Origin of the sequence: Vibrio sp. V04_P4A5T148, from assembly GCF_963875605.1 — a bacterium.
In the GTDB taxonomy this organism is placed as follows: domain Bacteria; phylum Pseudomonadota; class Gammaproteobacteria; order Enterobacterales; family Vibrionaceae; genus Vibrio; species Vibrio anguillarum.
Map to the genome: position 1 here is coordinate 1 of NZ_CAWNMS010000041.1, position 12,922 is coordinate 12,922.

The following is a 12,922-nucleotide window of genomic DNA, read 5'->3' on the forward strand; positions in this document are numbered from 1 at the left end:
TGCGCGCTCATAGCTCAGCTGGATAGAGTACCTGGCTACGAACCAGGCGGTCGGAGGTTCGAATCCTCCTGAGCGCGCCACTTATTTAAAGTTAGTGATACTGTCATTAACTCTGCGCGTCCTTAGCTCAGCTGGATAGAGTACCTGGCTACGAACCAGGCGGTCGGAGGTTCGAATCCTCCAGGACGCGCCACTTATTCAAAGGGTCATTGATCCTGATACTGTTAGCGATTATCGCTGATTAATATCAAAGCTTTGCGCGCTCATAGCTCAGCTGGATAGAGTACCTGGCTACGAACCAGGCGGTCGGAGGTTCGAATCCTCCTGAGCGCGCCATTTATTAAGAAGCCTCGCATTGTGCGGGGCTTTTTTTTATGTTGGTTTTTTGTTGCTATTTTGTTAAATTGAAAATGGCAACTATTTGTTTTATCTTGTTAATCTGCAATGTTTTAACTCCCTCTCAGTATCTGCATCATTTTTTGATTAACGTAGCCGTATTGGCTAGTTAAATGCCCTTCTTAATAGAGAAAATTCAGAGTTTTGTGATTTGTGTGAGTAATTGTTCGCCGATTTTGTGTGTTATCTACAAGAGTCCCTTAAACAAAATTGACAATTATTAACCAATCGAGATAATCCTAGTCCACTTGCCAAGATCGCATTTGTAAAAATGCGTAGCAATTGTTGTCAGGATGACACAGAAAGGAAGCAACATGACTACTATTGGAAGCCTATTAGTTGACGCCGCCACCCTTATGATTACGGGGATGGCTGTAGTCTTTATTTTTCTAACTATTCTCGTTTATCTCGTTCGGTTAATGTCAACCTTGGTACCGGAAGAAGTACCACAACCGATCGCAGCGCCGATTCCACATCGAAAAGTTCAACCAAACCCTTCAGCTGTGAGCCCGCAAATTGTGGCGGCAATTTCTGCAGCAGTGCATCAGCACCGCGCATTAGCTAAATAGCATAGAAAGGATGAAAAGGAGTTTATGAGCATGTCTAAACCACTAGCTATTACGGATGTGGTCCTTCGTGATGCCCATCAGTCACTATTTGCCACGCGCATGCGTATCGAAGACATGCTGCCTATTGCAGCAGAGCTCGATAAGATCGGTTATTGGTCACTGGAAACTTGGGGAGGAGCAACGTTTGATGCTTGTATCCGTTTTCTCGGTGAAGATCCATGGGAGCGTTTACGTTCGCTTAAGCAAGCGATGCCCAATACCCCAATGCAAATGTTGCTACGCGGCCAGAATTTACTAGGCTATCGCCACTATGCTGACGATGTTGTTGAAAAGTTTGTCGAACGAGCTCACGCGAATGGTATGGATGTTTTCCGTATTTTTGATGCGATGAATGATGTTCGCAATTTTGAAAAAGCGGTCAAAGCGACAATTGATGTTGGCGCACACGCGCAGGGCACACTGTCTTACACCACTAGCCCTGTTCATAATTCAGATACTTGGGTTGATCTTGCCAAGCGGTTGGAAGATCTCGGCTGCCACTCTTTGTGTATTAAAGATATGTCTGGGCTGCTCAAGCCGTATGAAGCTGAAGATCTGATCACCCGTATTAAATCCTCTTGTGCCGTACCTTTAGCGCTGCACAGCCATGCAACGACTGGTCTTTCAGCGGCAACAGCCGTTAAAGCGGTAGAAGCTGGTATCGATATTTTGGATACCGCTATCTCGTCAATGAGCCAAACTTACGGGCACACACCAACCGAAACAGTGGTCGCTATGCTTGAAGGAACCGAGCGTGATACGGGCCTGAGCCTGACACAGCTTGAACCGATTGCCACTTATTTTCGTGAAGTGCGTAAGAAATACGCTAAATGGGAAGGACAGTTAAAAGGTGTCGATTCTCGTATTCTTATTGCGCAGGTTCCTGGTGGTATGTTGACTAATATGGAAGGTCAACTAAAAGAACAAGGAGCGGCCGATCGCCTTGATGAGGTTCTTGAAGAGATCCCTCGTGTGCGAAAAGATTTAGGTTTCATTCCCCTTGTGACTCCAACATCTCAAATCGTGGGAACACAAGCGGTGATCAACGTCCTTACTGGTGAGCGCTATAAGAGCATCACGAAAGAAACTGCAGGGGTATTAAAAGGTGAATACGGTGCAACGCCTGCGCCAGTGAATGCTGAGTTGCAAGCCAAGGTGTTGGGTAATCTTACGCCGATCACTTGCCGTCCAGCCGATTTGTTGGATGCAGAAATGGCCGTGTTGACCACTGAATTGCTTGAAAAGGCAAAAGCAGAGGGAATTTCATTAGCTACAGATACGGTGGATGATGTTCTGACTTATGCATTGTTCCCACAAGTTGGTTTGAAGTTCTTGAAAAATCGTCACAATCTGGATGCATTTGAGCCTGCGCCAACCTTGGAGTCAGCCAAACCTACACCTGCCACCGTTGTGACAAAAGGTGGTATTGAAACCTACAGTGTTAAAGTGGATGGGCAAATTTACACGGTTGAAGTGGGGCCACAAGGCCAGCTTAGCTCGATTTCTGCCAGCCAGTCTCAAGCAGCACAGCCATCAAGCGTGCCGACAAGTAACAATGCAGAAGCCGTTCCTTCACCACTCGCTGGCAACATTTTTAAAGTGAATGTTCAAGCTGGTTCTGAGGTGTTAGAAGGGGATGTGTTAGTGATTCTGGAAGCGATGAAGATGGAAACCGAGATCCGTGCGGCACGTGGCGGTATTGTTCAAGATCTTCATGTCAAAGAGGGTGATGCTGTGACTGTTGGTGCACCATTGCTTAGCTTAGCGTAAGGGAGAACCATGGACGGATTACTGACCTTATGGTCTGAAACAGGGATCGCTAATTTTCAGCTAGGCCAAATCTGCATGATTTTGGTCGGTTGTTTACTGCTGTTTTTGGCTATTCGCAAAGGCTTTGAGCCACTGCTGTTATTGCCGATCGGCTTTGGTGCGATTTTAGCGAATATTCCGAATGCGGGTTTTACCGAACCCGGCGGTCTGCTTTATTACGTTTATCATGTTGGTATTGAGACGGGCGTTTTTCCACTGCTGATTTTTATGGGCGTGGGCGCGATGACCGATTTCGGGGCATTGATTGCAAACCCTAAAACGTTATGGCTAGGTGCGGCCGCTCAGTTTGGTATTTTCGCCACCCTGTTTGGTGCGATATTACTCAACTATGTACCGGGTATGGAATTTACCATGGCCGATGCTGCGTCCATCGCCATCATTGGTGGAGCCGATGGCCCAACCGCTATTTTCCTTGCCAGTAAATTATCGCCGGATTTATTAGGTGCAATCGCTGTGGCGGCTTATAGCTATATGGCATTAGTTCCTATCATTCAGCCACCGATTATGAAGGCACTTACAACACCTGAAGAGCGAAAAATCAAAATGGCTCAGCTACGCCACGTTGGGAAAACGGAAAAAATACTGTTTCCTTTGGCGGTGCTATTGATGACGATTCTATTTTTACCGTCAGCAACGCCATTAGTGGGTATGTTCTGTCTAGGTAATTTAATGCGTGAATCGGGTGTAGTTGAGCGTCTATCCAAGACAGCACAAAATGAACTGATCAACATCGTTACTATCTTCTTAGGCTTAGGCGTTGGTTCTAAACTGCAGGCTGATAAGTTTTTGAACTTGGAAACATTAGGTATTTTGGCGCTCGGTGCTATTGCTTTCAGTATTGGTACGGCTGGTGGTGTGTTGATGGCGAAAGTGCTTAATAAATTCTCGAAAGAGGATATTAACCCTCTTATTGGCGCTGCTGGTGTGTCTGCGGTACCGATGGCGGCGCGAGTAGTGAACAAAGTGGGGCTTGAAGCTAATCCACAGAACTTCTTATTGATGCACGCCATGGGGCCAAATGTAGCAGGTGTACTGGGCTCTGCTGTTGCAGCAGGTGTTTTGCTTGCTCTTGTTGGCTAAGCCTAGACGAGCTGATGGTTATTTTGCGAGCTAAAGATTAACTAGAAGCAATAAAATGGTATATATTCAAAGGGATGCTGAGGCATCCCTTTCTTTTTATCAATAGGGAAGTTTGACATGGATAATAAACAGATCGCAATTACTGAGTTTGGTGGACCAGAGGTGCTCGTTATTCAAACCAGTGACGTTCCTCAACCTAAAGCTGGCGAAGTGTTAATAAAAGTGGCGTTTGCTGGTGTAAACCCTATTGATGTAAAAACTCGGGCTGGTCTGGGGTGGGCTGCAGCGCAAAACAAAGATAAACTGCCATGGGTGCCAGGTTACGATATTTCTGGACAAGTTGTTGAGGTAGGGAAAGATAATCGCCGCTTTCAAATTGGAGATAATGTGGCGGGCTTTGTTGGGTTTCCGTTGCGTGGCGGCGGTTACAGCCAATATCTGTGTGTGGCAGAAAGCGAACTCAGCCTTGTTCCTGATGCTGTGACCTTAGAAGCCGCAGCTGTGCTGCCACTGGCAGGGCAAACGGCGGCGCAAGCCCTAAATAAAGCGCAAGTGAAAGAGGGGGATTGCGTATTGATCCTCGCGGGCGCCGGTGGTGTCGGGCACTTAGCGGTACAAATTGCTTTAGCAGCAAAAGCCGAAGTGTATACCACGTGCAGCGAACAAAATTTGGATTATTTAGCGACTCTTGGTGCTCATGCGATTAATTACAATTTTGCTCCTGCTTCACAGCGTTTAGAAGAAGTGGATGTGCTGATTGATTTAGTCGGTGGTGATGCGGCTCTCGACGCTTTGAAATGCTTGAAAGATCATGCGCGTGTCGTTACTGTTCCGACTCTAAGTGCTGAGCTTATTTGTGAAAAAGCAAAATTACTTGGTTTTGAAGCTACAGGCATGTTAGTTGATCCTAATCCTGAACAGCTTGATACCATGCTTTATATGGTCAGCGTTGGCTTATTGAAAACGGAAATTCAAGCTGTTTATCCAATGGCGGAAGTGGCTGCGGCTCATCAACAGATTGAAACAGGCCATACTCGAGGCAAAGTTCTTCTTGATATGAAATGTTAGACATTTTTAGCACCTATTTGGAACCGCTCTCGTATTGGTTTGCTGGCTCTGCTCTGTGGGTGCTTTTTTTTAGTGGTTTTCTCAGTGCTACCTTATTACCGGGAAGCTCAGAAGCGAGTTTATTCGCCACATTAAGCCTGAATCAATTTCCCGTATTTTGGGTTATCGCCGTTGCAAGCGCTGGCAATACCCTCGGCGGTCTGACCAACTATTGGCTCGGTATCTGGTTGCCTAATCGAACTGAAAGCGAAAAGCACGGTCATAAAGCGTTAGCTTGGCTCAATAAATATGGTTATTGGGCTCTCTTATTTAGTTGGCTACCTGTGGTGGGTGATGTGCTTTGTTTGGCCGCAGGTTGGCTACGCATGAAATTTTTACCTACTTTTGTCATTATTTTGATCGGCAAAGCACTGCGTTACATCATGCTTGCCGCTGTATTCTATGGTTTTTTCTAAGGAGCTGTCATGAGAAAAATTTGGCTAGGTGCCCTTTCTCTTATTGCCATTTATGGCTGTTCATCAACGGTCGCACCTATCGCTTTTTTTTCATCATTACCGAAAGGAGTTACGCTGATTGAGCAAGTGGATGCTCAACCAGAAAAAGTGATGATCCCTTATGCAAAATATCAGCTCGATAATGGTCTTACTGTCGTGCTCTCACCGGATCACTCAGATCCTTTAGTGCATGTCGATGTCACTTATCATGTGGGTTCGGCACGTGAAGAGGTTGGAAAGTCAGGGTTTGCTCATTTCTTTGAACACATGATGTTTCAAGGAACGGAGCACGTTGGCGATCAAGAACATTTTCGTTTGATCACCGAAGCGGGAGGAACCATGAATGGGAGTACCAACCGTGACCGTACTAATTATTACCAAACCGTGCCTTCAAATCAGCTAGAAAAAGTGTTGTGGCTCGAATCTGATCGGATGGGATTTTTACTCAACGCGGTTTCTCAACGTAAATTTGAGATCCAACGTGACACAGTAAAAAACGAACGCGCACAAAACTACGACAACCGCCCCTATGGCTTGATGTGGGAAAAAATGGCGGAGGCGATGTATGCCGAAGGACACCCTTATTCATGGCAAACCATTGGTTATGTAGAAGATCTTGACCGAGTGGACGTCAACGATCTTAAAGCGTTTTTCTTACGTTGGTATGGGCCGAATAATGCGGTGCTGACCATTGGTGGCGATATTGATGTTCAGCAAACACTTGAATGGGTTAATCAATATTTTGGCACCATACCGGCAGGCCCAGCCGTTGATAACGCACCTAAACAGCCGGCCCAGTTGGCGCAAGATCGTTTCATTACCTTGGAAGATCGCATTCAGCAACCCATGGTTGTGGTGGGCTGGCCGACAGAATATCGCGGTGCTCAAAGTCAAGCATCGCTAGATGCGCTTGCCAAAGTGCTAGGCAGCGGTACCAATAGTTATCTCTACCAAGCGTTAGTCAAAACTCAAAAAGCCGTCAATGCGGGTGCATTCCAAGATTGCGCCGAATTGGCTTGTAACTTCTATGTTTATGCCATGGCCCCTTCGGGCGAAAAGGCTCAGCTTGCTCCTTTGTATCGAGAGTTAATGCAAACACTCAGTCAGTTTGAACAGCAAGGGGTAGATCAGAGTCGACTTGATCAAATTACCGGTATGGCGGAAGCGAATGCGGTCTTTGCGCTGCAAAGCGTATCTGGAAAAGTGACGCAGCTTGCGTCCAACGAAACGTTTTATGGGCAGCCTGATCGCCTAGAGCAGCAATTAGCTCAGATTCATGCGGTCACCCCAGAGTCAATTCAGCAGGCTTATCAGCGCTTCATTGCTCATCAACATAAGGTTACCTTAAGTGTTGTGCCTAAACATAAAGCCGATCTTGCCGTTCAAAAAGCCAATTTCGTACCACCTAAAAGAGTGCTACCTGAGCATCAAACGATAACCGAAGATCAATTGGCTTATCGCCAGGTTGAAGATCAATTTGATCGCTCAATCATGCCTTCTGTGGCAAAAGGTGTGAAAGCACAAATGCCGACACTGTATGAACTCTATTTTGATAACGGTATTGAGTTATTAGCCACACAAACCAGCGAAACGCCGACCGTGCTAATTAATATCAATTTACCAGCAGGAGAGCGACATGCCGCGCGTGGCAAAGAAGGGTTAGCTAATTTAACCGCGGCGCTACTTGAAGAAGGCTCAACTCGACGCTCAGTGGAAGCGATTCAAGCTCAACTCGACACGTTAGGTTCGACTATCAGTGTTACTGCCAATGAGTATTCGACCAGTATTATCGTCTCTAGTTTGAAGAAGAATGTTGCAGCAACATTGGATGTGGTTGAAGAAGTTTTATTTCATCCTGCTTTCAAAGAGAGCGATTTTACACGGCTGAAACAACAGATGCTGGAAGGGTTGGTTTACCAGCACCAAACACCGGGCTGGCTTGCTTCACAAGCTACTCGTCAAGTGCTGTTTGGCAACTCTATTTTTGCGCGTTCAAGTGAAGGCACTGAGCAATCACTAAACGATTTAACCTTAGAAGATGTAAAACGCTTTTATGCGAAACATTACACGCCACATGGTACGCAAATCGTTGTGGTTGGCGACATTTCCAAAAAAGAGGTCGCTAAACAGTTAACCTTTTTAGGGCAGTGGCGTGGTGAAGCTTCTCCTTTGTTACGTCCCCAAGTGGTGAACTCACTGACAGAGCGAAAGATATATCTGGTTGATAAGCCTGATGCGCCGCAGAGCATCGTCCGTTTTGTGCGAAAAGGGTTGCCTTTTGATGCCACTGGCGAGCTTTTTCTCAGCCAACTGGCTAACTTCAATTTAGCGGGCAACTTTAACAGCCGCATTAATCAGAATTTGCGTGAAGATAAAGGCTACACCTATGGCGCTGGGAGTTATTTCGCGAGCAATCGAGAAGTGGGCGCTATCGTTTTCAATGCTCAAGTGCGTGCTGATGCCACTGTAGCTTCAATCGTTGAAATAGAAAAAGAGATGGCAACATTCAGTCAAAGTGGCTTAACCGACCAAGAGCTAAAATTTATGCGCCTTGCTGTCGGCCAACAAGATGCACTGACGTATGAAACACCATCACAAAAAGCGCAGTTGCTTAGTAATATTTTGACCTATAGTTTGGATGAAGATTACCTACAGCAACGAAATGAACTGGTAGAAAACGTAAAAAAATCAACGCTCAATAAACTCGCCGCTAAATGGTTTGCACCACAAGAGTATCAAATTATCGTGGTGGGTGATGCGAAAACGTTGAAGCCACAACTTGAAAAATTAGATATTCCCGTAGAAGAGCTTGAAATCATCCGCTAGAGTACACATTTATAGGGGGCAGATTGTTTGCCTCCATTCTACTCTCTTGCTGAGTTAGAGCCGCTTTCATTCGGATCATTCACCTATAAGCGAATCATTATTTTGACTAATTTTGCCGCACGACTTGAACAAGTCACTAAAAAATCAGAAGTGTTTAAGCAGTTTGGCCGAGGCGTTGAGCGTGAAACGTTACGCTATACCCCAGAAGGCTCGTTAGCTCTGACTCCTCATCCAGAAGCACTCGGCAGCGCATTAACCAACCGTTGGATCACCACTGATTTTGCGGAGTCATTGCTTGAATTTATTACACCAGTCTCTCATGACGTGCCGACTTTACTCTCACAACTGGCGGATATTCACCATTTTGCTCAAACCAAATTGGGTGACGAAAAGATGTGGCCGCTTTCTATGCCTTGTTATGTTGGCAGCGAAGATGATATCGAACTGGCGCAATATGGTTCATCGAATACGGGTAAAATGAAAACCCTTTATCGAGAAGGCTTAAAGCGTCGTTACGGCAGCTTAATGCAGATCATTTCTGGCGTACATTTCAATTTTTCATTTCCAGAATCATTTTGGGATGCCTTGCATGGCGAGCAAACTGAATCCCAGCGTACTGAGACAAAATCGGCAGCCTATTTTGGTGTGATTCGTAATTACTACCGTTTTGGCTGGCTTATTCCCTATTTCTTTGGCGCATCACCTGCGTTATGTTCATCGTTTGTGCGCGGACGTGAAAGCCATCTGCCATTTGAAAATATTGGTAAAACGCTTTATTTGCCTCATGCTACCTCGTTGCGCCTCAGTGATTTAGGTTATACCAATAGCGCGCAAAGTGGCTTGCAAATTGGTTTTAATAGCTTGGATCAATATCTAGAAGGGTTGAATCAGGCGATCCGCACTCCATCAAAAGAGTTTGCAGAACTAGGCGTGTATGTCGATGGTGAACATCGTCAGCTCAACAGCAATGTTTTGCAGATAGAAAACGAACTCTATGCACCGATCCGTCCTAAGCGTGTGGCCAAAAATGATGAAAAGCCGTCACAAGCGTTAGAGAGAGGCGGAGTCGAATACATCGAAGTGCGTTCGTTAGACGTAAACCCGTTTAGCCCGATTGGTATTACTGAAGATCAAGTGCGTTTTCTCGATCTGTTCCTCACTTGGACCGCTCTTTCAGATTCAGATCCGATGGACAATTGTGAGCTGGCATGTTGGCGAGATAACTGGAACAAAGTGATTTTAGAAGGTCGTAAACCGGGTTTAGAGTTACAAATTGGCTGTCGCGGAGAGAAACTGACGCTGCAAGCGTGGGCGCATAATGTATTCGATGACTTACGCAAAATAGCGCAAGTAATGGATAGCGCTTGTGGTGGCAACGCATACCAAGCCGTATGCGAGAAACTAAGCTCGTGGATTGATAATCCAGAATTAACCTTTTCCGCCCAACTACTTGAACAGACTAAACAGTTTGGAGGGCTCGGTAAGGTAGGTTGTGCATTAGGAGCCGAATACCGACAAGCCAACCTGGCACATCACTATCAAACTTATTCTGAGTCTGTGATGGAAGAGGAAGTGCTGCGTTCTCGAGCCGCTCAGCAACAGATAGAACAACACGATACTCAAAGTTTTGAAGAATTTCTTGAAAGATATTTTTCGTACCTAAAATGATCTCTCGATCATAATCTAACATTGATAGGCAGAGCATCGCTCTTTGCCAAATAAGGAGAAAGCAATGCCATTACTCGACAGTTTTACTGTAGATCACACTCGTATGCATGCGCCTGCGGTACGTGTGGCAAAAAATATGCAGACGCCTAAAGGGGATACAATCACCGTATTTGATCTCCGTTTTACTGCTCCAAACAAAGATATTCTTTCAGAAAAAGGGATCCACACTTTAGAGCATTTATACGCTGGCTTTATGCGCGCGCACTTAAATGGTCATGATGTAGAAATCATCGACATCTCACCTATGGGCTGCCGCACAGGTTTTTACATGAGTTTGATTGGCGCGCCAACAGAAGCGCAAGTGGCGCAAGCGTGGTTAGCGGCGATGCATGATGTGCTAAAAGTAGAGAGCCAAGATCAGATCCCTGAACTAAACGAATACCAATGTGGTACAGCCTCAATGCACTCGTTAACAGAAGCTAAAGAGATTGCTCAAGCGATTATCACAGCAGGTATTGCGGTGAATAAAAATGATGAGCTTGCTTTACCTGAGTCGATGCTCAAAGAGCTGAAAGTGGATTAAAGATCGCCAGATCTGGCCCTTTAAAAACAAAAAGCTTGGCAGTGACCAAGCTTTTTTTCTTTCTTTTATGCAGTGACTGGCGATTAATGTTTTTTGGTTTTGCGTGGAAAGACTTTAACCTGCTTAATGCGGTTTTCTTCTACATCTACAATCTCCATCGCATGGCCAGAAACTTTGACACTTAAATGGCTACTTGGAATATCTTCAAGGTGCTCCAAAAGTAAACCGTTTAAGGTTCTTGGGCCCGTCGTTGGCAGTTTCCACTTCAGCCCTTTGTTAATGTCACGGATATTTGCGCTGCCATCAATCAAGAAGCTGCCATCACTTTGTGGGGTAATTTCATCGGCTAAGCTTGGTGCCATTGAGGTGGTGAATTCCCCCACAATCTCTTCGAGAATATCTTCTACAGTGATCAAGCCATTGATATCACCATATTCATCAACGATCAGGCCAATCCGCTCTTTGTTGCGTTGGAATTTAAGTAATTGTACGTTGAGCGGTGTGCCTTCCGGGATGAAGTAGACTTCATCAGCGGCACGTAAAATCATCTCTTTATTGAACTCTTTTTTTTCCAACATCAAACGAGAAGCATCACGAAGGCGCAATATGCCCACCGCTTCATCAATTTTGTCTCGGTAAAGCACCACGCGTCCGTGTGGCGAGTGAGTTAACTGACGCACGATAGATTTCCAATCATCGTTAATATTGATACCAGTAATTTCGTTACGTGGGATCATGATGTCGTTCACCGTGACATGTTCGAGATCGAGAATGGAAAGCAGCATATCTTGGTGGCGACGAGGAATAAGGCCACCCGCTTCGTTGACGACGGTTCTCAACTCTTCAGAGCTTAGATGATCCTCCGCCCCATGCTTGGCTTTAAGGCCTAGTAAGCGGATGAAACCATTGGTGATGAAGTTAATGAACATCACCAATGGTGACAATATCTTCATTAAGAAGGTCAGTAAGATGCTGCTGGCGTAAGAGACGCGTTCAGGGTAAAGCGCTGCTAATGTTTTTGGCGTCACTTCAGCAAAAACCAGAACGACCAACGTCAGCGCACCAGTGGCAATGGCCACTCCTAGATCCCCATAAAGGCGCATACCAATAATAGTGGCAATTGCAGAAGCTAAAATATTGACTAGGTTGTTGCCAATGAGGATCAAACCAATGAGGCGATCTGGACGATCAAGCAGTTTTTCAACACGCTTTGCACCTTTGTGGCCAGTATTGGCCAAGTGCTTTAAGCGGTAGCGGTTCAAAGACATCATGCCGGTTTCTGAACCTGAAAAATAAGCCGAAATTACGATGAGACCCGCGAGTAGTGCAAACAATATACCCGTTGAAATGTCGTCCAAAACGTGGTGTTTCCTTATAAATAGTGTGATTAAGTAATGATCTAATTAAATGAATGTGTCAATACGCTATCAAACGTGTTGAGTTAGCTCAAAATGATTTCTTTTACAAAACGGCTACCAAAGTAGGCCAGTGTGAGTAAGGTTGCACCAGCGACAGCAAACCAAGTCACTTTTCTACCGCGCCAACCTTTTCGGTAATGTCCCCACAACAATACAGAATAGACAACCCAAGCAATGAAAGACAAAATGCCTTTATGCGCTTTGCCTTGAGCAAACATATCACCGACAAAATCAAAGCCAGTAATCAAGGTACCAGTAAGTAATACGTTACCTATCAAGATGATTTTAAACAGTTGCCTTTCTACCATCAGTAGTGGTGGCAAATTGGGGTTGATGGTTAGCATCTTCTTTTTCTTTAGCTTGTAGTCCAGCCAAGCCAATTGCAAAGCGTAGAGTGCGCCAATCGAAAGGGTTGAATACGAAAATAGTGCTAGAGAAATATGCAACAACAGTGGCGGATTGTTTTCTAAGTGAGTCATGAACATGCTGGGAAGAAATGAGGCGGCGCTGACGTTGATCGCGGCGAAGCTATACACCACCGGCAACAGAAACCACAATCGCGTTTTTAACATCGCAATGCTCATCACCAGTGAGATGATAAAGCTTATCAATGATGCCACATTGAGCATACTGAGGTTTTGCCCATTAGCGTTGAAGATTAAATCACTCAGTAACCACGCATGAAAAGCCAGCGCCAGTGCTGAACTGAACAATACTGTCTGCGCACGAATCCCAGTTTGATTAACTAAGCCTGGAATAATGGTCGCTATGGATAAAAAATACAAAATAGTGGCGACTATTGCGATTAAGTTTTCCATACTTCTTACAAAATGGTGGCTGAATTGGCGAATTATACCTTGCATCACGATAATGAGCTACGTTGGATACCGATTGATTTGACATATACCCACCTTAGTTGAGGTCATGGTGCAAATAATTAACAGGGTGAAG

At 45.3% G+C, this 12,922-nt stretch carries 10 protein-coding genes and 3 tRNA genes; 11 read left to right on the forward strand and 2 right to left on the reverse strand.

Annotated elements, in window-relative coordinates; genetic code table 11:
- Nucleotides 1–3 precede the first annotated feature (3 nt).
- The 11 genes from AACT18_RS08700 to luxS all read left to right on the forward strand — a co-directional run bounded on the left by AACT18_RS08700 (nt 4) and on the right by luxS (nt 10,553).
- Nucleotides 4–80 (forward strand) — tRNA-Arg (locus tag AACT18_RS08700).
- A gap of 36 nt (nt 81–116) precedes the next feature.
- Nucleotides 117–193, forward strand: a tRNA-Arg gene (locus AACT18_RS08705).
- A gap of 66 nt (nt 194–259) precedes the next feature.
- Nucleotides 260–336, forward strand: a tRNA-Arg gene (locus tag AACT18_RS08710).
- A gap of 374 nt (nt 337–710) precedes the next feature.
- A complete protein-coding gene (locus tag AACT18_RS08715) occupies nt 711–965 on the forward strand; it encodes an oxaloacetate decarboxylase subunit gamma (RefSeq protein ID WP_026027802.1) in 255 nt (84 codons plus the stop codon).
- A gap of 30 nt (nt 966–995) precedes the next feature.
- The gene (oadA, locus tag AACT18_RS08720) at nt 996–2,774 is read left to right on the forward strand and encodes a sodium-extruding oxaloacetate decarboxylase subunit alpha (protein WP_094125010.1); all 1,779 of its coding nucleotides are present in this window, start codon (nt 996–998) and stop codon (nt 2,772–2,774) included.
- Between the two features lie 9 nt (nt 2,775–2,783).
- Nucleotides 2,784–3,914, forward strand: a complete 1,131-nt coding sequence (locus AACT18_RS08725; protein WP_013857700.1) for a sodium ion-translocating decarboxylase subunit beta — start codon at nt 2,784–2,786, stop codon at nt 3,912–3,914.
- Between the two features lie 117 nt (nt 3,915–4,031).
- Nucleotides 4,032–4,982: an NADP-dependent oxidoreductase gene (locus AACT18_RS08730; protein WP_088720878.1), complete on the forward strand. Its 951-nt coding sequence runs from the start codon at nt 4,032–4,034 to the stop codon at nt 4,980–4,982.
- Nucleotides 4,976–5,437 carry a YqaA family protein gene (locus AACT18_RS08735; protein WP_013857698.1) on the forward strand — a complete coding sequence of 154 codons (462 nt, stop codon included), beginning with the start codon at nt 4,976–4,978 and terminating at the stop codon, nt 5,435–5,437. The genes AACT18_RS08730 and AACT18_RS08735 overlap by 7 nt, the downstream gene beginning before the upstream one ends.
- Nucleotides 5,438–5,446: 9 nt before the next feature.
- Nucleotides 5,447–8,302: a M16 family metallopeptidase gene (locus tag AACT18_RS08740; RefSeq protein WP_094125009.1), complete on the forward strand. Its 2,856-nt coding sequence runs from the start codon at nt 5,447–5,449 to the stop codon at nt 8,300–8,302.
- Between the two features lie 102 nt (nt 8,303–8,404).
- Nucleotides 8,405–9,970, forward strand: a complete 1,566-nt coding sequence (gshA, locus tag AACT18_RS08745; protein WP_094125011.1) for a glutamate--cysteine ligase — start codon at nt 8,405–8,407, stop codon at nt 9,968–9,970.
- 64 nt (nt 9,971–10,034) lie between these two features.
- The gene (gene luxS / locus AACT18_RS08750; protein WP_010319518.1) at nt 10,035–10,553 is read left to right on the forward strand and encodes an S-ribosylhomocysteine lyase; all 519 of its coding nucleotides are present in this window, start codon (nt 10,035–10,037) and stop codon (nt 10,551–10,553) included.
- An 83-nt stretch (nt 10,554–10,636) separates the two neighbouring features.
- Here the strand turns inward: luxS and AACT18_RS08755 are convergent, their stop codons facing one another.
- Nucleotides 10,637–11,911, reverse strand: a complete 1,275-nt coding sequence (locus AACT18_RS08755; RefSeq protein ID WP_017046996.1) for an HlyC/CorC family transporter — start codon at nt 11,909–11,911, stop codon at nt 10,637–10,639.
- A gap of 83 nt (nt 11,912–11,994) precedes the next feature.
- Nucleotides 11,995–12,789 carry a cytochrome C assembly family protein gene (locus AACT18_RS08760; RefSeq protein ID WP_026027563.1) on the reverse strand — a complete coding sequence of 265 codons (795 nt, stop codon included), beginning with the start codon at nt 12,787–12,789 and terminating at the stop codon, nt 11,995–11,997.
- Nucleotides 12,790–12,922 lie beyond the last annotated feature (133 nt).

Coding starts and splice junctions, on each gene's coding strand:
- AACT18_RS08715 (WP_026027802.1), top strand. CDS start 711: ATGACTACTATTGGAAGCCTATTAGTTGACGCCGCCACCCTTATGATT.
- oadA (WP_094125010.1), top strand. CDS start 996: ATGTCTAAACCACTAGCTATTACGGATGTGGTCCTTCGTGATGCCCAT.
- AACT18_RS08725 (WP_013857700.1), top strand. CDS start 2,784: ATGGACGGATTACTGACCTTATGGTCTGAAACAGGGATCGCTAATTTT.
- AACT18_RS08730 (WP_088720878.1), top strand. CDS start 4,032: ATGGATAATAAACAGATCGCAATTACTGAGTTTGGTGGACCAGAGGTG.
- AACT18_RS08735 (WP_013857698.1), top strand. CDS start 4,976: ATGTTAGACATTTTTAGCACCTATTTGGAACCGCTCTCGTATTGGTTT.
- AACT18_RS08740 (WP_094125009.1), top strand. CDS start 5,447: ATGAGAAAAATTTGGCTAGGTGCCCTTTCTCTTATTGCCATTTATGGC.
- luxS (WP_010319518.1), top strand. CDS start 10,035: ATGCCATTACTCGACAGTTTTACTGTAGATCACACTCGTATGCATGCG.
- AACT18_RS08760 (WP_026027563.1), bottom strand. CDS start 12,789: ATGGAAAACTTAATCGCAATAGTCGCCACTATTTTGTATTTTTTATCC.